This is a genomic window from Pseudoalteromonas sp. SWYJZ12, from assembly GCF_015864395.1.
GTDB classification, from domain to species: Bacteria; Pseudomonadota; Gammaproteobacteria; order Enterobacterales; family Alteromonadaceae; genus Pseudoalteromonas; species Pseudoalteromonas arctica.
Window position 1 is genome coordinate 241,099 of record NZ_JADYXH010000001.1, and the last position, 25,784, is coordinate 266,882.

Annotated in this window: 23 protein-coding genes; 7 read left to right on the forward strand and 16 right to left on the reverse strand. The window is 37.8% G+C overall.

What is annotated here, in order from left to right; genetic code table 11:
- Positions 1–221 precede the first annotated feature (221 nt).
- The 8 genes from I6F42_RS00995 to I6F42_RS01030 all read right to left on the reverse strand — a co-directional run bounded on the left by I6F42_RS00995 (position 222) and on the right by I6F42_RS01030 (position 9,362).
- Entirely contained in the window at positions 222–836 is a 615-nt protein-coding gene (locus tag I6F42_RS00995) for a DsbA family protein (RefSeq protein WP_024591046.1), read from the reverse strand.
- Between the two features lie 13 nt (positions 837–849).
- On the reverse strand, positions 850–1,932 hold the full coding sequence (locus I6F42_RS01000; protein ID WP_197150094.1) for a GGDEF domain-containing protein: 1,083 nt from the start codon (positions 1,930–1,932) through the stop codon (positions 850–852).
- Between the two features lie 5 nt (positions 1,933–1,937).
- Complete coding sequence (locus I6F42_RS01005; protein ID WP_024591048.1) at positions 1,938–3,827, reverse strand: methyl-accepting chemotaxis protein; 1,890 nt, start codon at positions 3,825–3,827, stop codon at positions 1,938–1,940.
- A gap of 257 nt (positions 3,828–4,084) precedes the next feature.
- Positions 4,085–5,341 (reverse strand): sugar MFS transporter, encoded by a 1,257-nt coding sequence (locus tag I6F42_RS01010; protein ID WP_197150097.1) that lies wholly within the window; start codon positions 5,339–5,341, stop codon positions 4,085–4,087.
- Between the two features lie 85 nt (positions 5,342–5,426).
- Positions 5,427–6,320 carry an ABC transporter substrate-binding protein gene (locus tag I6F42_RS01015; RefSeq protein WP_197150099.1) on the reverse strand — a complete coding sequence of 298 codons (894 nt, stop codon included), beginning with the start codon at positions 6,318–6,320 and terminating at the stop codon, positions 5,427–5,429.
- Between the two features lie 78 nt (positions 6,321–6,398).
- Complete coding sequence (locus I6F42_RS01020; RefSeq protein WP_024591050.1) at positions 6,399–6,911, reverse strand: RNA methyltransferase; 513 nt, start codon at positions 6,909–6,911, stop codon at positions 6,399–6,401.
- The gene (locus I6F42_RS01025) at positions 6,911–7,423 is read right to left on the reverse strand and encodes a YcgN family cysteine cluster protein (RefSeq protein ID WP_024591051.1); all 513 of its coding nucleotides are present in this window, start codon (positions 7,421–7,423) and stop codon (positions 6,911–6,913) included. Before I6F42_RS01025 ends, I6F42_RS01020 begins: the two co-directional genes overlap by 1 nt.
- Positions 7,424–7,520: 97 nt before the next feature.
- Positions 7,521–9,362 (reverse strand): DUF885 family protein, encoded by a 1,842-nt coding sequence (locus I6F42_RS01030; RefSeq protein ID WP_197150102.1) that lies wholly within the window; start codon positions 9,360–9,362, stop codon positions 7,521–7,523.
- A gap of 153 nt (positions 9,363–9,515) precedes the next feature.
- Here I6F42_RS01030 and I6F42_RS01035 point away from each other — a divergent pair, with 153 nt between their 5' ends.
- Complete coding sequence (locus I6F42_RS01035; RefSeq protein ID WP_197150106.1) at positions 9,516–10,793, forward strand: amidohydrolase family protein; 1,278 nt, start codon at positions 9,516–9,518, stop codon at positions 10,791–10,793.
- 218 nt (positions 10,794–11,011) lie between these two features.
- A complete protein-coding gene (locus I6F42_RS01040) occupies positions 11,012–13,432 on the forward strand; it encodes a TonB-dependent siderophore receptor (RefSeq protein ID WP_197150120.1) in 2,421 nt (806 codons plus the stop codon).
- A 127-nt stretch (positions 13,433–13,559) separates the two neighbouring features.
- Here I6F42_RS01040 and adhP read toward each other — a convergent pair whose 3' ends face one another.
- On the reverse strand, positions 13,560–14,570 hold the full coding sequence (adhP, locus tag I6F42_RS01045) for an alcohol dehydrogenase AdhP (RefSeq protein ID WP_197150138.1): 1,011 nt from the start codon (positions 14,568–14,570) through the stop codon (positions 13,560–13,562).
- Positions 14,571–14,775: 205 nt separating this feature from the next.
- Between adhP and I6F42_RS01050 the strand changes: the two genes are divergently transcribed.
- Positions 14,776–15,321, forward strand: coding sequence for a GbsR/MarR family transcriptional regulator (locus tag I6F42_RS01050; RefSeq protein ID WP_010552940.1), 546 nt, complete (start codon positions 14,776–14,778; stop codon positions 15,319–15,321).
- 39 nt (positions 15,322–15,360) lie between these two features.
- Here I6F42_RS01050 and I6F42_RS01055 read toward each other — a convergent pair whose 3' ends face one another.
- Together I6F42_RS01055 and I6F42_RS01060 are read right to left on the reverse strand one after the other, a co-directional pair.
- Complete coding sequence (locus I6F42_RS01055) at positions 15,361–16,377, reverse strand: lytic transglycosylase domain-containing protein (protein WP_024594339.1); 1,017 nt, start codon at positions 16,375–16,377, stop codon at positions 15,361–15,363.
- Positions 16,370–16,651 carry a YcgL domain-containing protein gene (locus I6F42_RS01060; protein ID WP_007583270.1) on the reverse strand — a complete coding sequence of 94 codons (282 nt, stop codon included), beginning with the start codon at positions 16,649–16,651 and terminating at the stop codon, positions 16,370–16,372. Before I6F42_RS01060 ends, I6F42_RS01055 begins: the two co-directional genes overlap by 8 nt.
- Positions 16,652–16,806: 155 nt before the next feature.
- Between I6F42_RS01060 and minC the strand changes: the two genes are divergently transcribed.
- Genes minC through minE form a run of 3 tightly spaced genes read left to right on the forward strand, consistent with a single transcriptional unit; the run spans position 16,807 to position 18,591 of the window.
- Complete coding sequence (minC, locus tag I6F42_RS01065; protein WP_007583271.1) at positions 16,807–17,511, forward strand: septum site-determining protein MinC; 705 nt, start codon at positions 16,807–16,809, stop codon at positions 17,509–17,511.
- 5 nt (positions 17,512–17,516) lie between these two features.
- On the forward strand, positions 17,517–18,326 hold the full coding sequence (gene minD, locus I6F42_RS01070; protein ID WP_007583272.1) for a septum site-determining protein MinD: 810 nt from the start codon (positions 17,517–17,519) through the stop codon (positions 18,324–18,326).
- A gap of 1 nt (position 18,327) precedes the next feature.
- Positions 18,328–18,591, forward strand: coding sequence for a cell division topological specificity factor MinE (minE, locus tag I6F42_RS01075; protein WP_004334706.1), 264 nt, complete (start codon positions 18,328–18,330; stop codon positions 18,589–18,591).
- A gap of 313 nt (positions 18,592–18,904) precedes the next feature.
- Here the strand turns inward: minE and rnd are convergent, their stop codons facing one another.
- The 3 genes from rnd to I6F42_RS01090 all read right to left on the reverse strand — a co-directional run bounded on the left by rnd (position 18,905) and on the right by I6F42_RS01090 (position 22,706).
- The gene (gene rnd / locus I6F42_RS01080) at positions 18,905–20,035 is read right to left on the reverse strand and encodes a ribonuclease D (protein WP_007583273.1); all 1,131 of its coding nucleotides are present in this window, start codon (positions 20,033–20,035) and stop codon (positions 18,905–18,907) included.
- A gap of 51 nt (positions 20,036–20,086) precedes the next feature.
- A complete protein-coding gene (gene fadD / locus I6F42_RS01085) occupies positions 20,087–21,739 on the reverse strand; it encodes a long-chain-fatty-acid--CoA ligase FadD (protein WP_007580629.1) in 1,653 nt (550 codons plus the stop codon).
- A 115-nt stretch (positions 21,740–21,854) separates the two neighbouring features.
- The gene (locus I6F42_RS01090) at positions 21,855–22,706 is read right to left on the reverse strand and encodes an alpha/beta hydrolase (RefSeq protein WP_197150140.1); all 852 of its coding nucleotides are present in this window, start codon (positions 22,704–22,706) and stop codon (positions 21,855–21,857) included.
- Between the two features lie 428 nt (positions 22,707–23,134).
- Here I6F42_RS01090 and I6F42_RS01095 point away from each other — a divergent pair, with 428 nt between their 5' ends.
- The gene (locus tag I6F42_RS01095) at positions 23,135–24,424 is read left to right on the forward strand and encodes an alkaline phosphatase (RefSeq protein WP_007580632.1); all 1,290 of its coding nucleotides are present in this window, start codon (positions 23,135–23,137) and stop codon (positions 24,422–24,424) included.
- A gap of 256 nt (positions 24,425–24,680) precedes the next feature.
- Here the strand turns inward: I6F42_RS01095 and I6F42_RS01100 are convergent, their stop codons facing one another.
- Together I6F42_RS01100 and tsaB are read right to left on the reverse strand one after the other, a co-directional pair.
- A complete protein-coding gene (locus I6F42_RS01100; RefSeq protein WP_007580633.1) occupies positions 24,681–25,010 on the reverse strand; it encodes a hypothetical protein in 330 nt (109 codons plus the stop codon).
- Between the two features lie 68 nt (positions 25,011–25,078).
- Positions 25,079–25,780, reverse strand: a complete 702-nt coding sequence (gene tsaB / locus I6F42_RS01105; protein ID WP_024591060.1) for a tRNA (adenosine(37)-N6)-threonylcarbamoyltransferase complex dimerization subunit type 1 TsaB — start codon at positions 25,778–25,780, stop codon at positions 25,079–25,081.
- Positions 25,781–25,784 lie beyond the last annotated feature (4 nt).

Here is a 25,784-nt window from a genome sequence, read left to right on the forward strand (position 1 = left end):
AGTTAGCAGATTTGCTAGTTTGTTTTTTTAGGTCATAAACTTTGTTATATAAATAATTTATAACTTAATAATTTCAATGAGCAGGAGTTTATAGATGAAACATGACAAGGATGTTGCGCAAAAAAGTCGCTTTTATGACAATGGTAATAATTAAGACTTACGAGGGGGTTTTTAAGATGATAAGAGCATTTGTTAGCCAAATGCCCTATAAACAGGCTGGATTATTTTAAAATTGAATTAATTTGATTAAGGGAATAATGCCAATCAGTGTAATTTATTTCAATTGGGTATGCTTTATTACCTTTAATAAGCACTAGTGAGGGAAAACCTTGGATTGGTAGTGTACGAACAAAGGATAACTCAGCTTTAAATTCATCATTAAGCTCGCTTGACGTTAGCTGCGCGGTAAACTCATTTTTATCTAAGCCAATCTTTTCAGCCAAACTAATTAATGTACTTTCATCTGACGGGTTTTGCGCATTTAGGTAATAAGCATTTTGAATTGCAGCCACCATTTGAGCTTCTTTATCCGCTTTACGCGCTATAAGTGCGGCTCTACATGCGGGATACGTTGAACGCCTTGGCTGGCAATCGCGCCAAAAGTTATAATTAAATTGCGTACCTAACTGCGCTGAAATTTTATGCCAAGTACCCTCAAGCATCTCTTTCATATTTTGTGGCATTGGGTCTTGGCTATCGGGTGCTAGGCCACCTACTTTATATTCAATTGCCACTTTACCAGCAAGCTCTGATTTTAGCTTAAGCCAGGTTGGTGAGTAACCCCAACACCAGCTACACATTGGGTCATGAACATATATTAATTTACTTTGAGACATATTAATCCTTCAACTAGTTCGAGACGACACTATTACGACCAGCAGCCTTTGCACTATAAAGAGCTTCATCAGCTTGTTTTAACGAATCATCATAATCAGTTACTTTATTTACTTGGGAAATACCAATACTACAGGTGATTGAAATACGCTGCTTGTCATCAGTAAATATAACGTGCCCTGCAACAGCCTCTCGAAATTTGTTTGCTATTACAGTGGCTGTAGAAACAGTAACCTGCGGTAAAATAACAACAAACTCCTCACCGCCATAACGGGCCTTTAACGCAGTTGCCAAAAACTGAGATTCAAGGAGCTTGGTAAATTCAATCAATACCGTATCACCAAAATCGTGACCATGCGTATCGTTTAAAGATTTGAAGTTATCTAAATCAATTAACAAAATTGAAAAAGGTAAGTACTGCTCTGGGCGTGTTTGGGCAAGCTTTAAAAAATGAGAGGTAATAAAACGTCTGTTTGCTATACCAGTAAGGGGGTCGGTATAAGCATCTTGTTTTTGCTCGAGCGTAATATCGGCAATAGCCATGTGGCTTTTATGCCTAAAATACTCACCAATAAATGAGAATAAAAACACCATAGAAAAGGACGCTATAAATCGTGTTTTTTCTACATTGCCATAGCTAACTTGACCAAAATCAGGGCCGTATAAAATAACAATACAAGAAAACAGTAAAGTAAAACCTAACCAAGCACCTAATCTGACCCCTAAAGATGCAAACGTCACTACAGGATAAAACATAAGCCAATATAGCGCGGTGTTATCTTTACCACCGGTATAAACAAGTGCAATAAACATCATGCACACAATGCTCATACTTATTAATGCCACTACTTGAAGATTACCCGTTCTTATAAAGTAGATGGAACAGCTTATATTTGTAATGTTAACGATAATTAATGAAGCAGTGAGTATCGGTGAGTAAACCTTATAATTCAAAAACACTAATACAGCAATCACCACAATTGATATCCCAATCATGGTAAATAAAGAAAACGCTTTGCGTTGCATGTCTGAGCTATAAACACTGTCGATATTTATTAGACTGAGCCAGTTTGGTTTATTTACATTTTTTTTAGTCATTAATTTTATACTTTAAACTTTTGAACCATATTTTCTAAAGCACTAAACTGCTGTTTTAGTTTGGTACATTCGTTAAGCGTGTCATTTAAGTTAGCCTTGCCTTGTATAGAAAGCGCACTAATTGTTTGAATATCAGTATCTAATAACTTAACAACTTGGTTTTGCTCATCTGTTGCACTGGCCACAGAATGATTTGCATCGTTAATTTGCTTAATAGCTTGTATAACATGACTCATTAAATTGCCGACAGCATCTGCTTGTTGTACGCTTTTTTCACTGTCTTGAAGGCTTGTTTTCATAAGCTCTACAGCAAGGTTTGAGCCTTTTTGTAACTGGCTCACCGTGTCTTCAATTTCTTGCGTTGATTGTTGAGTGCGGTGTGCTAATTGGCGTACTTCATCTGCTACAACGGCAAAACCGCGTCCTGCCTCTCCTGCTCTAGCGGCTTCTATTGCTGCATTTAGTGCCAATAGATTAGTTTGCTCGCTTACACCTTTAATAACTTCAAGCACTTGCCCAATACTGGCTGTGTGCGTATTTAAACTGTTTATAGTTTGCTGAGCTTTCTCCATATTAGCTGAAAGCTGGTGAATGGTTGTAACACTGTGACTTAATGCTTCTTGGTTTTGTGTTGAGTGCTCATCTGCATTTTTAGCAAGCTGCGATGCACTCTCTGCATTATTTGAAATATCCATTGATGTAGCTGAAAACTGGTTAATAGCCGCTGCAACACTATCGGTTCGTTTACTTTGATCATCATACATAGACAGCGATGAATGTGTTTGTGATACCAAGCTCTCAATTGCTGTATCTAATTGCTCTGTGGACTCTTTTACTTGCTCTATTGAATGCTGAATTTTTTCGATGAAAATATTAAATGAATGGCTTAAGTCGCCAAACTCATCATCATTTTCAACGGTTAAGCGCCTTGTTAAATCGCCTTCGCCTTGTGCTATATCTTTAATGGCATCGTTTAAGCGGTTCATAGGCTGCATTAAATAGCGTAATAAAAGCTGCATCATAATAATGATAGTAATGATCCCTATCACCATAAAAACAGCCGCAGTTTGGCCAAAGTTAGAAACGCTGACATACGCTTTATCTTTATCTATGACAACACCTAGGTACCAATCTACGTTTTCAATACCACTGATTTTTGTAAACGAGATAAGCTTAGACTCTCCATTTATCTCGTATTGGGTAAACTCACTTTGCAAGGGCGTATTAGTACCAAAAATGTCTGATGTATTTTTTAAGTTTAACTTAGCATTAGGATGGCTTAACACTTGACCTTTGTTATCGAGTAAAAAACCATAACCGAGACCTAAAAAATCAATATCGTTAATAATTTTAGTCACGGTTTGCATATCAATATCGGCACCTGCAACGCCGCTAAACTGGCCATTTTGTAGCATGGGTACTACCGCTGAAATTGTAAGCTCGTTAGTTGTTACATCAATATAGGGAGTTGTAAATGCGGTATTTGATTTGTTTTCGACTAATTTATACCAAGGGCGAGAGGTCGCATCAAAATCAGCAGGTAAAACAACTGATTGATCGTTTAATATAAACGTGCCGCTGGATTTACCTATATACGTATTTTTAAAGCTTCCGGCAAGCTCTGCAGTATTTAATTGTGAAAGGGTGAGTGCTTTAGAATCATTAGCTTTATGGGTTTTAGCAATTGATATAACAATCGCCAACTTTGCATTTAACCAACTCGCTATATTTTGTGAAACAGATTCGGAATTTTGTTGTAATACTAGGCTTAACTGCTGCTCGGTTTGCTTGCGCATCGCAATGTAGTTATTAAAAGTAAATAACCCTAGCACCAAAACCAAAATTAAAGAGGCTGCAATAGTCACTTTGGAAGTAAATTTCAACGAGTTAAGCATATACATCCTTTTTATTATTTATCTTTATTATCCATACAGTTTTAGCAAAAATTTAGCTAAATGTCCTAATAAATAAGGCTTGCGACTAGGTTATTAGATAAAAATAAGGATAAAGGATTAAAAAACAAAAGTCTGTAGGGGGTAACTGACTAATATTGAAATAAATTGTGACTCGTATTAATTACTTGTGGAACGTTCCTATTAAATGTAGCTTTATAAGTGACTGAATACGTATTCAGTCACTCTTGTATAGTCTGTTATTTCCACTTATTTGCTAAGCGAACAACATTTAATCCGTACCATGCAATAAATACATAACATAGCATGGGAACAAAAAAGCTTTGCTGTATATTTACTGTGTCAGCTATAAACCCTTGCAGTAATGGTACAAGTGCACCACCTACAATAGCTAAGCACAACCAACCAGAACCCTTACTGGTCAATGATCCTAGTCGCTCGATTGCAACTGAAAATATAGTCGGAAACATAATTGAGTTAAATAAACCAATTGCCAATACTGAATATAAAGCGACGTCACCTTGAGTAAAAATGGTGATCAGCAATAGCGCAATAATACTAAATGCATTAAATGCGATCGCCTTAGAAGGCGCTATTTTTTGTAATAATACAGAGCCAATAAAACGCCCTACCATTGCCCCGCCCCAGTAATAACTAATAAGTGCAGCCGCAGTATGCTCTTCAAGTCCTGCTATGTGCGCCTCACCAAAGTAGTTAACTAAAAAGCTGCCAATGGCAACCTCCCCACCTACATAACAAAATATAGCAAGTACACCCATAGTTAAGTGCGGTGCTTGAGTTAATGAACGAGATTCTACTGCAGCATTATTTTCCTCTTTATGGGCTTCAATTTCTGGAAGCTTTATAAAGGCAAATATAATAGCGATAAATAATAAGGCACCAGCAAGCATTAAATAAGGCACTTTTACAGATTCAGCAGTTGCTGCAGAAGCAGCTAGACTACCTGCTGTACCAAAAAATAATAAACCACCTACATAAGGCCCAACGGTAGTACCAAGCGCATTAAGTGCTTGTGCCAAATTTAAACGAGAAGAAGCTGTTTTTTCGCTCCCAAGAGCAGCAACATAAGGATTGGCAGAAACCTGAAGCACCGTTACACCAGCGGCAAGTACAAATAAAGCGCTCAAAAATAGCCAGTACTCATGTACTACAACAGCAGGATAAAACAACATACAGCCAATTGAAGCCACAATTAAACCAGTTAAAATCCCTTTTTTATAACCAAACTGCTTAACTAAAATCCCCGCAGGGATAGAAACAATAAAATAAGCACCAAAAAAGCAAAACTGTACTAGCATCGCTTCAAAAAAGCTTAAATCAAATACGCCTTTTAATCGTGGTATTAGTACATCGTTTAAAACAGTAATAAAACCCCATAAAAAAAATAGGGTCGTCATTGCAGTCAGTGGAAACAGATAATTTTTATTTGGCTGTTCGTTGACCGCGAATGATTGATTTGTATTTATTTCACTCACGTCGTTTTCACTCCATTAACAAGTTAAAAACGATTCTACATGTTTATATATAAATTAGTCAGCGCAACAAAGGAACGTTCCAATTTTATGGCTTGCATTGAGTATTTGTCGTATTGATAATACGGTCTATCTCGCCACTATTATGAAACTGATAAAGCCCTTCATTTATGTCCTCTAAGACTAAAAGCCATTTAGGTGTAAGCTTACTAATAGCAAAATATAAAGGGTTGTATTGCAGAGGAATGCTTTCTTGCTCAATAGAAGAAAGCAAAGATTGTTTTTCAGGTTTAGTTAAAGAAGAATAAGTTACAGAGAATTTAAGAACTTGAGGGTCGCCTATAATCAAATCAACACGTTTAGCAACCAGAAGCTGAACAAGCTGTAAATCATCAACAGAGGTAATAACTTCAAACTCAGCATTGTCCATCATGGCATCAAACTCAGGCGTATTTTGATACCCACGAACAACACCAATCTTTTGCCCTTTAAGCGATTTTAAGTTTCCAGTGAAACGGTCTATATCGCCTTTCCTTTTTAAAAATGCAATTTCGCCACCTTTAAACGAATTAGATAAACCGAGTAATTCTCGACGTGTTTTACCATTAACATAATCGGAGGGGGCTGTATCTTCTATAAAATATTCAGGCATTAATATATCAGCCTTGCCTAGTTCTACATTTCGTACAGCTCTTGCCCAAGGCAAAAATTCAATATATACGCTGTAGCCCTTACTATTTAATAGAGCAATTGAAAATTGATAAACCCAGCCTTTATTACATAAATTATTACCAATATAAGGAGGCCAATCGAGTGTGGCTAAATGGAGTGTTTGTTTGGGGTTTTTCGCTTCATAGAGCACTCCTGATTTGTGGTAATGTCCAGTTAAAACATGTTGAGTACCATTTTGATAATACTCAACTGATGTTTCAGCAAAACAATTACTACTTGTCAGTAATAATATAAAATAAAACCAGCGCATTTTAGTATCTATTTATGATTTATAATGTTTTTAAGTTTAGCCAAAACTAACATTTTTGCACAAATAAACCTTAACTAATCAGCTTTTTTGCCACCTCATTTTATTGTTTGTATCACGAGAGCTAATAATAGTATCGTCACTACTCTCAACGCCGCCTAATTTAGCTAAGCGATCATACAAAACAACATTACAGGTAGCCGCTAAGTTCATGCAGCCAATAGTTGGAATATATACCACTTCATCACACCACTTTAAAACGTCTTTTGATACAGAGCCATCTTCTGGGCCAAAAACATAAAACGCATTTTCAGGATGCTTAAACTCAGGTAAAGGTGTTGCACCTTCAATAAGCTCAATAACAACAACGGTTGCGCCCTCTGGTTTTACCGCTTCTAAACTATTAGTTTCAGTTAAAGGGATACGCTCAAGTGCGTTCTTAGTATCGGTATGAAACTTTTTAGCGTTTAAGTAACGATTACCTGTAAAAAACACCTGTTTGGCATCGTAACAACCTGCTGCACGTAATACACCGCCAACATTAGTCGGGCTTTTAGGATTGATTAAACCAATTACCGCTTGTTGTTTGCTCATTACTCAGCGTCCTTTGTTGGCCACTCTGCGATGTACAAATCAAAGTCGTCTAGCTTTACATCGCAATCTTTTACTGTTTTGTCTTTTACAGAAATACCTAGCTCATGCATCTTTGTTTTATCGCCACTATTTAATAATGGGTGCCAAGAAGCCAAACCACGACCTTCATGTAAACGACGGTAACTGCAGCTTTGTGGCATAAAAAAGATGTCTTTAAGGTTTTCTTTTGTGAGTTTTACACAAGAAGGAACAAGCGTTTGGCGGTTTTCGTATTCGCTACAACCACAGGTGTTGTTATCAAGATACTGACATACAATATTAGTAAATATTAATTGCTCACCTTCGCGTAACTGATCGGTAGCGGTAAATTCGTCTTCGTCTTCGCTATCAATAAACGTATTTAAACAACATTTTCCGCATCCATCACAAATGGCTTCCCATTCGTTTTGACTCATGTCGCTTAAGCTTTTTTTAAGCCAAAATTGTGTATTTGCTAATTGTTGATCAAACATAGTTTACTCGTGCCCCCTAAAGAGCGCGCATTCTACCGTATTGCTGTAAATGGCGCAAAGCCAATACCCTTTCAAAGTACTGGCTTTGCGCTACAAATTAGCTTTGAGATTTAACCCAACGCTTAATTTTTTCCTCTAGAATTGGCATTGGCAATGCGCCATCAATTAATATTTGCGTGTGAAACGCTTTAATATCAAATTTATTGCCGAGTTCTTTTTTAGAAAAATCACGTAATTCTTGAATTTTAAATTGCCCTAACTTGTAAGAAAGCGCTTGGCCTGGCCATGCTATATAGCGCTCTACTTCAGCAATTACATCACTTTTAGCCATAGACGAATTTGCAAGCATGTAGTCTATACCTTGTTGACGCGTCCACCCTTTTGCATGAAAACCAGTATCAAGCACTAAACGCATTGCGCGTAATTGCTCATCCGATAAACGTCCGTACCACATATAAGGGTCGGTAAATAAGCCTAGCTCTTTGCCTAAGCTTTCTGCGTAAAGCGCCCAACCTTCTGCAAACACAGTGTAGCCACCAAATTTACGAAAATCAGGTAAGCCCTCTATTTCTTGCTGAAGTGCTATTTGAAAGTGATGGCCCGGGGCTGCTTCGTGAATCGATAAAGTTTCGAGTAAAAATTTAGGCTGCGCTTTTAAGTTATAAGCATTGATATAAAAAATACCAGGGCGAGAGCCATCAGGCGCCGGAGATGCGTATGATGCACCAGCTGCAGACTGCGCTCTGTATGCTTCAACAGCTTTTACAACATAAGGTGCTTTGGGTGCGATGTTAAAAAGCAGAGGCAAACGTGAGTCTATTTTTTTCTTAACGTTTTCATATGCCGCAATTAACTCCTCAGGCGTGTCGTAGTAAAATTCATCTGAATCGCGTAAATGGTCAAAAAATTCAGATAACTCACCTTTAAAGCCTACGGTTTCTTTTACTTTTTTCATTTCGCTTAAAATACGCGACACTTCACTTAAACCAATGTCATGAATTTCATCTGCAGATAAGCTAAGCGTCGTGTTTTTCTTAATTTGGTATTCGTACCATGCTTTACCGTTTGGTAAGTCACTATAACCAACGCTTTCTCGGCTATTTGCAATATACTGATTAGCTAGAAAGTCACTCATGCTTTTATAAGCAGGTACTAAGTGCTGCATAATCAATTGACGATACTGCGCTGTAACTTTTTGCTTTTGCTGTGCGCTAAACGATTCTGGTAATTTTTTAATTGGTCCCCAAAACAGTGAATCTTCGGCATTTTTAACTACATGAGCTGCAAATTGTGGCTGCAGTTTTTCAGCAAGTGGTTTTGGTAACGTAATACCTAGTTTAATGCCTTGCGCCATTGAACGCTCTACACTGGCTAGCCACTTTACAAAACCTTCGCTGCGCGAGATAAAAGCCGTGTAATCTTCAGCGGTATTAAACGGCTGAGCACTTTGACCTGAACCAAAACCTGCAAAGGTGTTATGCGCACCCGCCATTTGGTTAATTGGTAGTAAATAATCAGGAAACTGCATGCCTTCTAATTTAAGTGCAAGGTCGCGCTCTAATATTTCAAAACTTAAAAGCGACTGCCCTGTTAACTGTGCTTTATCTATAAAGTTTAAGCGCTGTTGATATTTTTTATAAAAAGCCGCTTTTTTAGCTCTATTTTCTTTTGAAATCTCAGGCGTAAATTGATCGTTAAACTCGTTACGACCATTATACGTTGCGCTGATGGGGCTATATGTAAGCGATTCATCGTAATACTGTGCAACAAGTACATCGAGCTGTTGCTCTGCCGAAAGCTCTGAAACAATACCTGCCGATGCGTTAACGGTGTTTAACTGCGCACTGGTATTAGTGTGTGTACTAAGCTCAGTATTCATACAGCCACTTAAAGCAAACATAACGCCACTGGCAACTAATGCTAATTTAATTGATTTCATGATAATCCTTTTTAATAACGTTTTTTGATTATGCGCATTAAGCCTTACTTAATAAAGTAATTACGATAGATTGCGTTCATCGTATTAATTTGCACTTTTATCTGAGCTTGTTACATTTCTATTAATTCAAATATGATTTAAAAGAAAAATAAAATGAAAAAACAACTACTCAGCACCTCTATTGCCTTACTTTGTTTAACTACTTTTAATGCCCATGCCGTTACATACCTATCGGCTAAAGCCATGGTTAATGTGGAAGATGGCAAACTCATTAAATCGCCCTTGATTACTATTGATGATGGCGTAATTACAAACATTGAACAAAATAAAAAACCAACGCTGACTAAAGATGATGAACATATTCAACTACTTGATTTAACCCTTATGCCAGGTTTAATGGATATGCATGTGCATTTGACAAGCGATCCGACAGTGCCGCGCAGTGAACGTTTAGGCCAATCGGTACCGCGTATGGCGATTAAAGCGGCTCATTTTGCTAAAAGAACCTTAGAAGCCGGATTTACAACTGTACGTAATGTTGGCGCAGAAGGTTACAGCGTTATAGCGGTGCGTGACGGCATAAATGCAGGTGACATAGTTGGCCCTCGTATTTGGGCTGCAGGCCCATCACTCGGAATTACTGGCGGGCACTGTGATAACAACCGCCTACCTCCTGAGCTTAAATATACTTCAAGTGGCGTTGCAGACGGTCCATGGGCTGCGCGTATAAAAGTACGCGAAAACATTAAATACGGGGCAAACGCTATTAAGTTTTGCGCCACAGGTGGAGTATTTTCAAAAGGGACTAAAGTAGGTGCACAGCAGTATTCTTTTGAAGAAATGAAAGCCATCGTTGATGAAGCCCATATGCGAGATTTACCTGTTGCAGCTCATGCACACGGTACAAGCGGGATTAAAACAGCCATTAAAGCAGGTGTTGATAGCGTAGAGCACGCCAGCTTTTTAGATGACGAAGCCATAGCCCTTGCCAAAGAGCATGGAACTTGGCTTTCTATGGATATTTATAACACCGAATACACTTTGACTTATGGCGAGCAAAATGGTGTTGACGAAGAAAATCTAAATAAAGAACGCCAAGTATCAAAAAGGCAACGTGATAGCTTTAGCCGTGCTGTAAAAGCGGGTGTGAAAATGGTCTTTGGAACGGATGCAGCAATTTACCCGCACGGAGATAATGCAAAACAGTTTAGCCGCATGGTTGAATTTGGCATGACAGAACTACAAGCCATTCAAGCATCCACTATTAATAGCGCTAAGTTATTAAAAATGGATACTCAGTTAGGACAAATTAAAACCGGATTTGCTGCTGATATAATTGCTGTAAAAGCAAACCCTCTTAAAAACATTAAAACCTTAGAGTCAGTACCCTTCGTAATGAAAGCAGGTGTTGTTTATAAAAACCAATTGTAAATACACGCTATTAAGGCTGAGCTTACTTAGCCTTAATAAACCCCTCACCCATCTCAAACATCCTATAAAAGGTACAACGTACCTTTTATAGGCTTAACTTTGTTTATTAATTATCCGAACAGTTTTATTTAATCAAATAAAATGAACTTTCTATTCACTTTAAAAACAATAACCATTATCATTCGCGCAAATTCAATAACGCGAATAGTTATCACTCTATGAAAACGTTTAAGTACTCTCTTATTACTCTTGCTTGTTTAAATGCAAATATGGCATTTGCCCAAAATACACAAGTTGATGCTGATATTGAACGCATCAGCGTATACGAAAAACAAAACCGCGTGGTGATGAGCTCAGGTCTTGCTACTAAATCAGACATGTCTTTAATGGAAACACCTGCACCGGTTGTGATTATTGACCGTGAACTTATTGAATCTCAAGGTGTAGATAGCCTACAAGATTTAGTTAGAAACGTAAGTGGTTTAACACAAGCAGGTAATAACTACGGTATTGGTGATAACTTAGTAATTCGTGGTTTAGATGCAAACTACACCTACGATGGTATGTATGGTGGTGCAGGCCTGGGTAATACATTCAACCCAACTCGTTCACTTACAAATGTTGAATCTGTTGAGGTTTTAAAAGGCCCAGCAACAGGTTTATATGGCATTGGTAGTGCGGGTGGCGTAATTAACCTAATTGAGAAAAAGCCAGAGTTTGAAGAAAAACACAAAGTATCGGCTGAGCTTGGCCAGTGGGATAGCTATTCATTATCGTTTGATAGCACTAACGCTATAACAGATAACTTGGCCTATCGTGTAATGGCTAAAACAGCGTCAAGTGACGGCTTTCGCGATTTAAAAGAAGATCGCGACGAAATTTATACTTCGCTTAAATACGTGCTAAACGACAGACAAAACATCATGCTTTCGGCAGCATATATAAAAGATGAAATAGCGGTTGATTCTATTGGCCACCCTATTCGTATTTACAATGCAGAAACTGCAAATGGTTTAAGCGCGGGTGAAGTAACCGGTGCCGATTTAGTAAACGATCCGACAGGAAGCGGCGTACAGTTAAGTGATGCACAACGCGACCAACTTGCTAATTCGCTATCTGCATCTGATGGATTAACACCTTATAGCTTTGGCACAAATGGTATTATTTCACCAATGGCTGATGCTAACGAAGGTGAAGAACTGCGTTTTAAATTAACGCATAACTATTACATTACTGACGATTTGTTTTTAAACCAGCAGCTACAGTACCGTAACTACACATCAAGTTTTGCGCGCCAAACAGGTGCTTATAACTACGTATATTCAACACGCGATGGAATTATTAATAACGACCCTCGTGCTCCATTAGTTGAAGACGGTGTACTTTACCCGTATGCAGCACGTCGCCAAGAATACCGACAAGTAGAAGCAGATGAAAAATCATGGCAGTACTTTTTAGATTTACGTTATGACTTTATGTTAGGCGACGTAGATAACGAATTGCTTGTTAACGCAAACTACGAAGATAGAGATATTCGTTTTAAACAATTCTCAATATGGGATCAAGATTACGTACTCACAAACGATGCTGGTGATGTAACGTACCAAGGTTCATTGCCGTATATTTACGATATAAGAGAACCAAATTGGCCATCTGGCAGCTTTGATGACTTCGATCCACTTAAAACCAGCGACTACAATAAAAAAGTACAAGCATGGGGCTTAGGCATTCAACATGTTGGTTATCTTACTGAAGAGCTTACAACGCGTATTGGTGTAGCATATAACCGAATTGAGCAAACTTACGAGCACTTTGGTGTAGATGAGCGCTATAGCTCAAGCCGCGCAGAGCCAACACCTGAAGCGAGTACATCAGATTCTGGCTTAACGTATAACCTGGGTGCGACGTATCAGCCATCTGAAGATTTATCTGTATTTGTAAATCATTCAAAAGGTCGAACGGCGTATAGTGTATTAGGCTCAGTTGCGGGTAATGAAGCAGACAGAGAAGATTCTGAATCAATGAGTAACGATTTAGGTTTTAGATTTAAAGCGTTTGATGATCAACTACTAGCTTCTATTGTTATATTCGAAAGCTCTCGTACTAATTTAGAATACGCAAATCCGCTTTATGACGCTTTAACATCAGGCTCAAATGTACCTGAAAGCTATTATGATGGTAAAGAAGAAACAACAGGTATTGAACTTGATTTAAACGCTTACTTAAATGATAAATGGAAAGTAAACGTAAACGGTATTTATCAAGATGCACGTGACAAAAGTAATCCTAACAGCAGCAGTTACGACACACGCCAAAAAGGTGTGCCTTACGTAACAGCAAGTACATGGGTAACCTACTACGCGGATATGTTTAACTTACCTGAAGCTGTAAATATAAGTGGTGGTATTACATTTGTAGATAACAGAAGTACTAATTCAAGTTCATTCTCGATTCCTGATGGTTACGTACCAAGTTACACGATTTACGATACAGCGGTATCGTATACAACTGATAAATGGCATATGCAGTTAAACTTAAATAACTTGTTCAACAAAAAGTATTACTCAAAAGCGATGTTTTTAGGTGGTATGCCAGGGGAAGAGCGTAATGCAAAACTAAGTTTTAGTTACACTCTTTAACTAGTTAACCTGAACTCTGGATAATAAATCTATCTCAAGCGAGCTCAGGTTAGTTAAATACTTAAAAAGCACGGTTTTCTAATTTAGAAGCCGTGCTTTTTTGTGTTTTATAAACGCTTAATCTAAATTAAATAGTAACCACTATGCGACCGTTAATTTCACCTTTGAGCATATCATCAAAAATCTCGTTAATGTCCTCTAAGCGTTTTTCTTCAATAATCGCTTTTACTTTACCTTGCGCTGCAAATTCCAAGCATTCTTGCAAATCTTTACGTGTACCAACAATAGAGCCCACTACTGACACGCCATTAAGCACAGTATCAAAAATAGGAAGCGGCATATCCTCTGGAGGTAATCCCACTAATACACATTTACCGCCACGGCGTACACTTTTATAAGCTTGTTCAAACCCAGCTTTAGATACCGCAGTACACACAACGCCATGCGCGCCACCTACTTGTTCAAAAATAGCTTCGCTAGGAACAACTTCTTTAAAGTCGAGTGTTATATCTGCGCCAAGCTCTTTAGCAAGCGCGAGTTTTTCTTTACCTGTATCAACAGCTATTACATTAAAACCCATTGCTTTAGCGTACTGTACTGCTAAATGACCAAGCCCGCCTACACCAACAATAGCAACCCACTGCCCAGGTTTAGCACCGGATACTTTCAATGCTTTATAGGTTGTAACACCTGCACAAAATAATGGAGCAGCTTCAGAAAAGCCTAATCCCTCAGGTATTTTTACAACGTAATCACCGTTAGCCAAACAATATTCTGCATAGCTACCATCAATAGAATAGCCAGTATTATGCTGCGATAAACACAGTGTTTCTTTGCCATCTAGGCAAAACTCACAGTGCCCACATGCACTATAGAGCCAAGGAATACCCACTCTATCGCCAACTTCTAAGTGCTTAATGTTGCTTCCAACTTTATCAATAACACCAACTCCTTCATGCCCTGGAACTAATGGCATTTTTGGCTTTACCGGCCAATCACCATGACAGGCATGTAAATCGGTGTGGCAAACGCCACAAGCGGCTATTTTTACTAAAACGTCGTTTATTCCAACCTCAGGAATTGGCAGATCTGTTATTTGTAATTTACCTTTGTATTCATTATTAATTGCAGCTTTCATAGTCATTCCATCGTATGTGAAAAAAATTAAAAATAAGGATTTATTTACGTATTGTTGTGTACAACATACCCCAATATAGATGTATAAATATTAATCTAAATCATACTTTAGTCGTTAAAATCAATTTATAAAATGGCTAAGAACTTGCTATCCAAAATGAGCGTGCTAGCATTTACTTTCTGAAATTACTGAAAGTTACTAAGCTATGAGTTTATCCGAAAAGAATTTTGCCTTTGTAATGCATTGTGGTGAGATGGGCAGCCGCTGGGGATTCAATCGTACGATTGGGCAAATGTGTGGTTTGCTGATTATTACTAAAAATCCAATGACAGCCAATGAGATTGCAGATGCGCTTAGTATTTCTCGCGGTAATGTAAGCATGGGTATTAAAGAGTTGCAATCGTGGCAATTAATTAAAGTGCAGCATATTCCTGGCGATCGAAAAGAGTACTACGCCCCTGCTGGCGATATTTGGGATATGGCAAATCGCGTATTTGAAGAACGTAAAAAGCGCGAAATTGAGCCCACCTTAACATTACTACGCGATAACTTATTAGATGAAGCCAGTAACGACGATGAGCTTTATGCACAAAAACAAATGGGGGAAATTCACAACCTACTTGAAACCGTAACTAAATGGTCATCAGAGCTGCAACGTTTAACGCCAGAGCAACTTAATAAGCTGATGAAGCTAGGTTCTGGAATTGGTAAAGTTATTGACTTAAAAGATAAAATATTCAAAAAAGAATAAAGCCGCAATTGCGGCTTTATTTATAGGTATATTTTAAAATTAGATTTTTGGATAACCAATTCTATCCGACAAGTAACCTACGCTAGTAGCAAAGTAATACGAGCGATTCCAATGCATAAATACTTTGTAGTTGTCGTACGCTAAGTACATACGGCCATTTATATCATCAGGCATAACCAGCGCAGCACGCACGTCCACATTAGGTAAATCAGAGCCATCAGCTTTACGAACACCCAGTGCTTGCCAATCAGCTAATGAGCGCTCAGAATCATTCCAATATTCTAGCCACTGCTTGCGCGTTTTTGTACCACGCACTAAAACGTATTTACTATCAAAGTTTTCAGGTAACTGTACTTGGCGACCCCACGTAAGAGAGTCGTTCCAGCCTTCTTGCTTTAAATAGTTAGCAATTGAAGCAAAAGCATCTTCCTTTGTGGTCCAAATATCTTTACGGCCATCATTATTGTAATCAACCGCGTAAGCATTAAATGAAGTTGGCATAAATTGCGTTTGCCCCATTGCGCCTGCCCATGAGCCTTTAAATTTATCAAGCGTGATATGGCCCGATTTTAAAATGTCGAGTGCAGCCCAAAGTTGGCGTTTATAAAGCGCTTCTCGGCGTCCATCAAAAGCAAGCGTTACTAACGATGCGATAACGTTATGACCACCTTGAATAGCACCAAAGTTACTTTCAAGCCCCCAAAGTGCCACTATAAAGCGTGCTTGTACGCCAAACTCTTTAGCAACTTTTTCAAGTACATCTTTGTTTTCTGCATAAAGCTTGCGGGCGCGGTCTATTTTCCACTGAGGTACGCGTTTTGGTAAATACGTTTCAAGGGTTTCTTTTACTTCTGGCTGGTTTTTATCAGCCGAAACCACTTTTTCTTTATATGTTGCTGTTGCAAAAGCATCATCAATAAGTTTTGCTTCATAGCCTTTTGAGATGGCTTCTTGCTTTAAATTTGCTAAATAATCTTGAAATTCGGCCTGTGTTTTTGCCATCACAGATGAGCTTAAACATACACCACATAATATAACGATAAGTTTTTTAATCACTATCAACTCCATTTTCTTTTCGTAACTGACTTAGCAAATTTTGTTCCGGTGGAGGAAGTTGTAAATAATACCCCTGATCACTTAGTGCACCTTTTACTGCTTCTAAATCAGACCCACCTAAATGCTCACGTTTTGCTAAGTTGATGATCATCACATAAAGAGGTTGACCAAACATAGCCATTAAAGGTTCCGGAACTTTGTCAAAATCATCTCTTTTTTCAACAAATAAGAACGTATCCGCTTTTTTCTTACTTTTATATACTGCAGTGAGCATTATGACCCTATAAATTCTTGCTTAACAATGCCGCACACTATAACATGAGAGTAATAATAAGTTAGAAAAATTAGATTAGAAATTTCAATAAAGGCCCTATTCAGCCTACGTTTATCTAAAATTAATTTCTAATCAGACAATTCAATTGAGCGTGTATGTCGGACCAAATTTTTGAGTTAAAAGGGAATCTTTTTACGTTATCAGTTTTGCATCTTTATAGTACTGATATAAACCTTTTAGCAGAACAACTATATATAAAAATAGCCCAGGCCCCTAAGTTTTTTGAGGGTGCTCCTATTGTTGTTAATTTAATTGAAATTAAAAACAGTTCACTTGATTTTGTACACTTAAAGTCATTAATCGAGCGTATGAGCTTTAACGCTGTTGGTGTATGTAATGGCTCAGATGAGCAACATACACAAGCTAAAGCTGCTGGCTTATCTGTTTTGAATTATTCACAAGACGTTAAGAGCGAACCTGTTAAACAAGAGGCTAATACGTCGATTGTAGAAAAAACAGTGCATTTACCAGCGCAAATTATTAGCGGTACAGTTCGCTCTGGACAACAAGTGTATGCAAAAGATAGAGATTTGATAGTACTTGGCGCGGTTAGTCATGGTGCTGAAGTTATTGCCGATGGAAATGTGCATATTTATGGCACGCTACGCGGTCGCGCTATTGCAGGCGCAAAAGGTTTTAAAGAAGCACACATTTTTTGCCAAAAACTTGAGGCCGAGCTGGTTTCAATAGATGGTAACTACTGGATCAGTGATTCACTACAAGGTGAACATTGGGGAAATGCAGTGCAAATACAACAAAAAGACGAATCATTAGAAATTTCAGCTTTGGTTAAAGGATAAATCTCATGGCAAAAGTAATTGTCGTTACCTCAGGTAAAGGCGGTGTTGGTAAAACAACATCAAGTGCTGCAATTGGCACAGGGTTAGCGTTAAAAGGCTATAAAACAGTTATTATCGACTTTGATATTGGTTTACGTAACTTAGATCTAATTATGGGTTGTGAACGCCGTGTTGTTTATGACTTTGTAAACGTAATTAATGGTGAGGCAAACCTTAACCAAGCGCTTATTAAAGATAAACGTGTAGATAAATTATTTTTACTACCCGCTTCACAAACTCGTGACAAAGACGCATTAACTCGTGAAGGTGTTGAACGCGTATTAAACGAATTAAAAGAAGACTTTGATTACATTGTGTGTGATTCACCAGCAGGCATTGAAGCTGGCGCTATGATGGCAATGTACTTTGCTGACGAAGCAATCGTGACAACAAATCCAGAAGTGTCGTCAGTTCGAGATTCAGATCGTATTTTAGGTATTTTACACAGCAAATCAAAACGTGCTGAAGAAGGCCTAGAAAACATTAAAGAACACTTACTATTAACACGCTATAATCCTAGTCGTGTTGAAAAAGGTGAAATGCTATCGGTAGAAGATGTGCAAGATATTCTGTCAATCCCACTATTAGGTGTTATTCCTGAATCGCAAGCGGTATTAAGTGCTTCAAACTCAGGCCAACCTGTTATATTGGATACAGAATCTGATGCAGGCCAAGCTTATTCTGATGCAATTAACCGCTTACTAGGTGAAACCGTCGATTTTCGCTTCTTAGACGTTGAGAAAAAAGGCTTATTTAAACGGATTTTTGGAGGTTAACGTGTCTTTACTTGACTACTTCCGCTCAGAAAAGAAAAACAGTGCGTCACTAGCAAAAGAGCGATTGCAGATCATTGTCGCGCACGAGCGTTCTCAACGAGGAACGCCGGATTACTTACCACAATTAAAACAAGACATTTTAGATGTGATCCGTAAATACGTGAACGTAAGTACCGATGCAGTTCAGGTTCAGTTTGATCAGAACGAAGACGATTTAGCCGTACTTGAGCTAAACGTTACACTACCTGATGAAGAAAAGAAGTAATTGAAGAAAGGGCGCTTTATAAGCGCCCTCTTTATTTTCGCAATAACTTTCTAAATATCTACGTTTTAATCCCCTTCGTGCAACTAAAACTTTTAACTATGTAACACAAAAATTATAGATAATACCAATTCGCTTAATTAAGTGATCAATTTTGAGGATGGAAAAACGTGTTGATAGCTAGGCAAAAAAATCGCTATTTAGTTGTTCTAAATGAGATTTTTTTAACACAGGTAACGACACGTTTAGCGCCGCAAAATGATTAAGTATTATTGCGGATTGGTATAAGTATTACACAGTAAAAAAATATCTAGTCTTAAGTATCCCATTCTTTTAAAGCGTCTTTAACGTAGGTATATCGCCAAGAGCTAAGTAAATCAGGCTTTATATGACTCTGTTTTTGCTCATTAGTTAACTTCCAATTCCAACTAATCAGTTGATTGACTTGCTTTTTAGAGGCCATAACATCTTCTGGTATATTGTGTTCTTTAGCTACTTTAGTGATTTTTTGTTTTATATCTTTTGCTACTTTTTTATAAGTAGGAAAATCAATTAAGCGCTTAAGTACATCAGGGTGCTGAGCATCTGGAACTTCTTTGGCAGCTTCAATACACTTTATTATATCTACACCAGAGCGATTAACTTCAATAGCTTCAACCCCTGGAATTTGACGTAGAGCGTTTAAACTTGAAGGACCACGTTTGGCAATTTCAGTCATGTTATGTTCTTTTAACACAAAATTAAGCGCCAAATTTTTCTTGATAGCTTTATTTCTTCGCCATACAGCAAGCTCTTTTAACACCGCTAGTTCGTGCGGTTTAAGTTGCCATGCATTTTTAATATCTTTATATAAAAGCTCGTCAGGTGTTTGAAATGCACGTTTTTTGGCAATCAATTCACTTTCGTTTATTACAATGTCAAAGAAGCCAGCGGCATTAATGCGATCGATAATCAGCTCAAAACACGGTAATAAGTAAAAAGTATCAGCAGCCGCGTAGTCTAATTGTTTTTTAGTTAACGGGCGTTGCAGCCAGTTAGTGCGTGACTCGCTTTTATCTATTTCAATACCTTGCAGCTCTTTTACCATAAGAGCAAAACCCATACAGTTACCTTCACCGAGTAGCTGCAACGCAAATTGTGTATCAAATAATGGGGCTGGGACAAAGCCTGCGTACTTTTGAAAAACTTCAATATCTTCTGAAGGAGAATGGAGTACTTTTAAAACTGCAGGATCTTTAAGTATTTCCCAAAAATCAAATAGTGAAAGTTCCGCTAATGGGTCAATAAGCGCTAAATGCTCACCATCAAAAACTTGGATAAGTGCAACTTCTGGATACAAAGTGCGACGACGCATAAACTCAGTATCAATAGCTAAAATAGGTTTATTTTTTATTTGTTCAACAAAAGTGTTCAGTTGATTTTGGGTTTCGATCAATTGGTATTGCACTTAATCTCCTACAATAAAAAAGCCGACATATGTCGGCTTTTTTATAGGTTGCTAATCTTTCAAGGCTCTTCGGAGTATCTTACCTACGTTAGTTTTAGGTAACTCATCCCTAAACTCTACCAGCTTGGGGACCTTGTAATTAGTTAAATTATCACGACAGTGACTTATTATATCTTTTTCAGTTAAAGAAGGGTCTTTTTTCACAACAAAAACTTTAACTTGTTCACCACTTACATCGTGAGGAATACCAATAGCAGCTACTTCAAGCACACCTTCGTGCATAGCCACTACTTCTTCAATCTCATTAGGGAAAACATTAAAGCCAGATACGATGATCATGTCTTTTTTACGATCTACAATAAAGAAGAAACCTTCGTCATCATAAGTCGCAATATCGCCTGTAGCAAACCAGCCGTCTTTTAAACATTCAGCGGTTGCATCTGGTCGCTTGTAATAGCCAACCATTACTTGCGGGCCTTTAACACAAAGCTCGCCAGGTTCACCTTTAGCAGCTTCTTCGCCGTTATCTAAAACTAATTTAATATCAGTGTTAGGCGCAGGTAAACCGATAGAGCCATTGTATGCTTTCAAATCAAAAGGACTAATAGTAACTAAAGGAGAACATTCTGTAAGGCCATAACCTTCCATTAATTTTGAGCCAGTCACTTTTTGCCATTTTTCAGCAACAGGACGTTGAACGGCCATACCGCCGCCTAAAGACATTTTTAAATGACTAAAATCAAGTTCAGCAAAACCTGGTGTGTTTAATAAACCATTAAATAATGTATTAACCCCGGTAATAGCTGTGAAATTGTGTTGACCCAGCTCTTTAACAAACCCAGGCATATCTCGTGGGTTTGTAATTAATATATTTAAACCACCGTACTTCATAAATGTTAGGCAGTTAGCTGTTAAGGCAAATATATGATAAAGCGGTAAAGCAGTCACAACCACTTCTTCACCACGGTTTAACACTTTGTCTAAACAACCTGAAACTTGTTCAAGGTTACCAACCATGTTGCCATGGCTCAGCATTGCCCCTTTAGATACACCTGTTGTGCCGCCGGTGTACTGTAAAAATGCAAGATCAGACAAGCTCATTTCAGGGCGCGTATATTTAGCTTCATCTGCAGCTAAAACGTCTGAAAATTTAATTGTGTTAGGCAAGTTGAACTTTGGCACCATTTTTTTAATGTGCTTAACAACAAAGTTAACTACATGCTTTTTAAGCCCGCCAACCATATCGCCTACTTGCGTAACCACAATATGTTTAACATCAGTATGAGCAAGTGACTTTTCAAGTGTGTCAGCAAAGTTTGCTAGGATGAAAATAGCCGTAGTGTCAGAGTCTTTTAGCTGATGCTCTAATTCACGTACTGTGTAAAGTGGGTTAACATTTACAACCACACAACCTGCACGCAAAACACCTAAAATTGTGACTGGTGTTTGTAGTAAATTAGGCATCATTACGGCAACTTTGTCGCCTTTTTTAAGACCCAAATCATTTTGAATATAGGAAGCAACTTTTTTTGTTGCTGTGTCTATTTCATCGTAAGACATCGTTTTACCCATATTCGTAAATGCAGGTAAATCGGTGTAGTCACTAAAACTTTTTTCGAACACTTCGAGTAACGAGTTGTAATGCTCAGGATCGATTGTTTCAGGCATACCCTCTGGGTAGCGCTTAAGCCAGATTTTTTCCACTCTTAGCCCCTGTTTATAATTATATTTTTATTAACCTTAATCTAAGTAAGGCGCTTTAACAATTGAGCAAATACTCTAATGCAGGAATAATCCCACATTTAACACAAACTTACAATTAACATGCACCATTTTGCAGCATAAAGTCTTGAATATGCTCAAAACAGTGTTCACTGCTTTGCATGTGGCAATGATGCCCACCGTCTACATTAATGACCTTCAAGCTATTGTAATAACTAATATACTTTGCCAAATTTTGTTTTACAAACGAATAACCTTCGTTACCTAAAATTAATTGACATGGTGCAATTAAATCTTTTATTGCACCAATACATTGCGCCTCATCAAACCTAAAACCTGAGTGATTTTTGAGCTTTGGATCTGTTGTTAGCACAAAACCATCTAGAACCTGTTTTATATTTCGCTGCATTAATAGCGTAATAAGCTCGCTATTTAAATCGGTTGTTTGAGCGCGTGCTTCATAAATAAGTTCTTTCGATTTATAAATTCTCGACTTTTTATTTTTTAAACGCGCTCTATTTAGTACCGCACTTTTTAACTGTTCACACACGCCTTCACTAGGGGTTGTAACACAACCAATCCCCTCAATAAAGGTAACAGACTTTACATAATCGCTAAAGCAGCTAGCAAAAAGTCCTGCAACCATAGCCCCCATTGAATGACCTACTAAATGTACTTTTTTAACACCAAGCGCATTTATAAGTTGGTACACATCATCAATATAATCAATAAAATAATAGTGTGCATCATCACTTCGCCAAGACGATAAACCGTGCCCAACAAAGTCAATGCAGTACCAAGTGTGTTTTGGGTTAACGTTGTTTAACATTGGCATAAAGCTATGGCAGTTGTCTAACCACCCATGCAACGCTATTACTATTTCGTTCCCTGAACCTACTTTTAAGCCATGAATATTTAAATTATTGGTTTCAATATTAAATGGCTGCACGGTAAGTCCTTTATTAATTTAGAGCATCATTATTTATAGCATACAAGTTGTCAGACCACTAACTTAGAAAATGGTGCCAAATTCACGCTTTAATTATCTTCCTGGTATCAAATATAGCACTGAGTAGAAAACCAAACTCAATATTTTCAATAACTTAAAAATGGAGTAATAAGCGAAGTTTTTTTAACATATTAATTTTGAGTACCTTTTAAACAAATAAAAGGTGAGAGCACCATATATAGATAGCTTATAACTAGTATAATTTAAATAAATAGAACTAACAGCGTTAACTACAATTCTATGTATATAAAATCAAAGTATAAATTATAAATATCTCAGATATTCATTTATTTATCATCCTATCTGTATACAATATCAGCGGCTATTAAATAAGGTACACTCATAAGGTACACTCATAAGGTACAACCATGAAAAAACAGATCAGCTTATTGGCACTTTTATGCACCGCTTCTGGTGCTTACGCAGAATCAGCACCTAAAAATGTAATTTATATGATTGGTGACGGCATGGGTCCGGCTTACACCACGGCTTATCGCTATTTTAAAGACGACCCTGCAACAAAAGAAGTAGAAGGTACGGTTTTTGACACTATTTTAAAAGGCATGGCTCATACCTACCCTGACGACCATACTTATGTAACAGACAGTGCTGCGGGTGCTACAGCGCTTAGTAGCGGTCATAAAAGTTATAATGGCGCAGTTGCTGTAGATACAGACAAAAAACCAGTTAAAACTATGCTTGAAATAGCAAAAGAGCGTGGTATGACAACAGCGCTTGTTGTAACGTCACAAATAAACCATGCAACGCCTGCTAGCTTTACAGCTCACAATGAATCTCGTTACAACTACGATGATATTGCTAACGATTATATTGATAATAAGATTGCTGGTAAATTACCCGTTGATTTAATGCTAGGTGGCGGTACTAAATATTTTATTCGTGATGACCGTAATTTAGTTGAAGAATTTAAAGCGGCAGGTTATCAATACGGTGACGATATTAATAATCTGGGCCAAATTACACAAATACCTGCCATTGGTTTGTATGCAAGCAAAGGCCTGCCATTTGCACTTGATATAAACCCAACTCGCCTTACTCAGTTAACATCTAAAGCGCTTGGTTTACTAGATAACCAGAACGAAGAAGGCTTTTTTGTGATGATTGAGGGCAGCCAAATTGATTGGTGTGGTCACTCTAACGATATAGCCTGTGCGATGGCTGAAATGGACGACTTTGCTAAATCAATCGAAAAAGCAAAAGCGTACGTTGATAAAAATAAAGACACTATACTTGTAGTTACAGCCGATCACTCAACGGGCGGCTTAACTATTGGTTCGCACGGCCAATTTAAATGGGAAACAGACGTAATTAAGGGTGTTAAGGCAACTGCTAGTAAGTTAACAGACAAACTTATGGAGTCTAAAGACTTAAAACCAGTATGGACTGCTAACACCAATATTGAATTTACAACTGAAAACCAAATCAAACTTGAGCAAGCTAAAAAAATGGGCGAAAAAGCGCTTAATTTAGCTGTTAAAAGTATTATTAGTGATGCGAGCTTTACTGGCTGGACAACCGGCGGACACACCGCTGTAGACGTTCAAGTATTTGCCTATGGCAAAGGCAGTGAGCAATTTATTGGCTCACAAAATAATACTGATATTGCCGATAAGCTAATTGGCTTTATTGAACAGTAATACCAATCCGCAATAATACTTAATCAATTTGAGGGGTTAAATCTGACGCTAACTACGTTAAAAACTTCTGATATAGAACAACTAAATAGCGAAATTTTTGCCTTGTTATCGACACGATTTTCTTCCCTCAAAATAGATCACTTAATTAAACGAATTGGTATAATTTCACCTCGTTTTGAACATAAAAAGCCCGAACACATGTTCGGGCTTTTTATTGAATTTTATCACTGTATTTATCTAAACGTTTGAATGAGCTTTAAGCGTATATATCAACGCCTATTAAATTTTGTACTTCGGCTCTGCGTTCTAAATTGGCAAATTCAGTATAAGTAGAAATCGCTTTACTTACTTGAGCTGTCGGTTGGTCGTAAATTGTTTGGCTGTATTCATTGCTTTTAGCACTGCTTTTAAACAGTTGATTAGCCAGTTCGACGCCCTCGACACTGCTTTTTACATAATCGGTATTCGTTTTTTGAGCAGCCGGCTGGTCTAATAAACTCTGTGGTTTATTAGTAACAACTTTAGTAGGGCTAACCCTACCCGGAATATCTCCGGTAAAAAAACCTGAACCAATAGGCAGCGTCATTACGCATCTCCAACCTTAATATTGCATAAAATTATGATTTAAAAACAACCAATTTGCAAATAATATGATTACTCACGTCCTGGTAGCTTTTTCCACGTTACCGTATCGCGCACATATTTAGGTTGAGCGTCACTCGCTTTTACAACGTCACCCGCTAAAAACGCGGCTTCAACATGCGCTAACATATAACGCGCATCAGGCAATGTGATATCAGTATTAATTGTCACGTTTTCAAAGTCATTTAGCGCATCAGGATAGGTTTTAAAGCCCGTGCCTACCGCTACAGATGGCTCACTGGTCGCTATATAATCATTGTTTAGTAAATCAGGTTTTATAACGCATTCTTGGTTAACTAAAAGCATTAGATTATTTTGCGCTTGGTAATGTGCAAAGTATATCTCACCCATGCGTGCATCTATGCTTGGATAAACACTAAGACTACCGTTTTGTTCAAATGCTTGTTGCGCCATAATAGCCAAAGTAGACACACCTACAAGCGGCAAATTAGTTGAATACGCTAAACCTTGTGCTATTGCTACACTAATACGTACACCAGTAAAACTGCCCGGGCCTTGCCCAAAACCAATGACATCTAAGTCTTTTAATTTACAGTTTGCTTTAGTTAATAGCTCATCCACAAGTGGAAGTATTTTTTGGCTATGTTGCTGCGGACATTCTTCAAAATGATGAAATGTTTGGCCCTGAAAATGTAAAACAATTGAAAGTGCTTCAGTTGAAGCATCAAGGGCAAGAATATTACTTTTGATCATTTTA

What these genes read in the sequence shown, in the direction of transcription:
- I6F42_RS00995 (WP_024591046.1), bottom strand. Translation starts at nt 836, where the DNA reads ATGTCTCAAAGTAAATTAATATATGTTCATGACCCAATGTGTAGCTGG.
- I6F42_RS01000 (WP_197150094.1), bottom strand. Translation starts at nt 1,932, where the DNA reads ATGACTAAAAAAAATGTAAATAAACCAAACTGGCTCAGTCTAATAAAT.
- I6F42_RS01005 (WP_024591048.1), bottom strand. Translation starts at nt 3,827, where the DNA reads ATGCTTAACTCGTTGAAATTTACTTCCAAAGTGACTATTGCAGCCTCT.
- I6F42_RS01015 (WP_197150099.1), bottom strand. Translation starts at nt 6,320, where the DNA reads ATGCGCTGGTTTTATTTTATATTATTACTGACAAGTAGTAATTGTTTT.
- I6F42_RS01020 (WP_024591050.1), bottom strand. Translation starts at nt 6,911, where the DNA reads ATGAGCAAACAACAAGCGGTAATTGGTTTAATCAATCCTAAAAGCCCG.
- I6F42_RS01025 (WP_024591051.1), bottom strand. Translation starts at nt 7,423, where the DNA reads ATGTTTGATCAACAATTAGCAAATACACAATTTTGGCTTAAAAAAAGC.
- I6F42_RS01030 (WP_197150102.1), bottom strand. Translation starts at nt 9,362, where the DNA reads ATGAAATCAATTAAATTAGCATTAGTTGCCAGTGGCGTTATGTTTGCT.
- I6F42_RS01035 (WP_197150106.1), top strand. Translation starts at nt 9,516, where the DNA reads ATGAAAAAACAACTACTCAGCACCTCTATTGCCTTACTTTGTTTAACT.
- I6F42_RS01040 (WP_197150120.1), top strand. Translation starts at nt 11,012, where the DNA reads ATGAAAACGTTTAAGTACTCTCTTATTACTCTTGCTTGTTTAAATGCA.
- adhP (WP_197150138.1), bottom strand. Translation starts at nt 14,570, where the DNA reads ATGAAAGCTGCAATTAATAATGAATACAAAGGTAAATTACAAATAACA.
- I6F42_RS01050 (WP_010552940.1), top strand. Translation starts at nt 14,776, where the DNA reads ATGAGTTTATCCGAAAAGAATTTTGCCTTTGTAATGCATTGTGGTGAG.
- I6F42_RS01060 (WP_007583270.1), bottom strand. Translation starts at nt 16,651, where the DNA reads ATGCTCACTGCAGTATATAAAAGTAAGAAAAAAGCGGATACGTTCTTA.
- minC (WP_007583271.1), top strand. Translation starts at nt 16,807, where the DNA reads ATGTCGGACCAAATTTTTGAGTTAAAAGGGAATCTTTTTACGTTATCA.
- minD (WP_007583272.1), top strand. Translation starts at nt 17,517, where the DNA reads ATGGCAAAAGTAATTGTCGTTACCTCAGGTAAAGGCGGTGTTGGTAAA.
- I6F42_RS01095 (WP_007580632.1), top strand. Translation starts at nt 23,135, where the DNA reads ATGAAAAAACAGATCAGCTTATTGGCACTTTTATGCACCGCTTCTGGT.
- I6F42_RS01100 (WP_007580633.1), bottom strand. Translation starts at nt 25,010, where the DNA reads ATGACGCTGCCTATTGGTTCAGGTTTTTTTACCGGAGATATTCCGGGT.
- tsaB (WP_024591060.1), bottom strand. Translation starts at nt 25,780, where the DNA reads ATGATCAAAAGTAATATTCTTGCCCTTGATGCTTCAACTGAAGCACTT.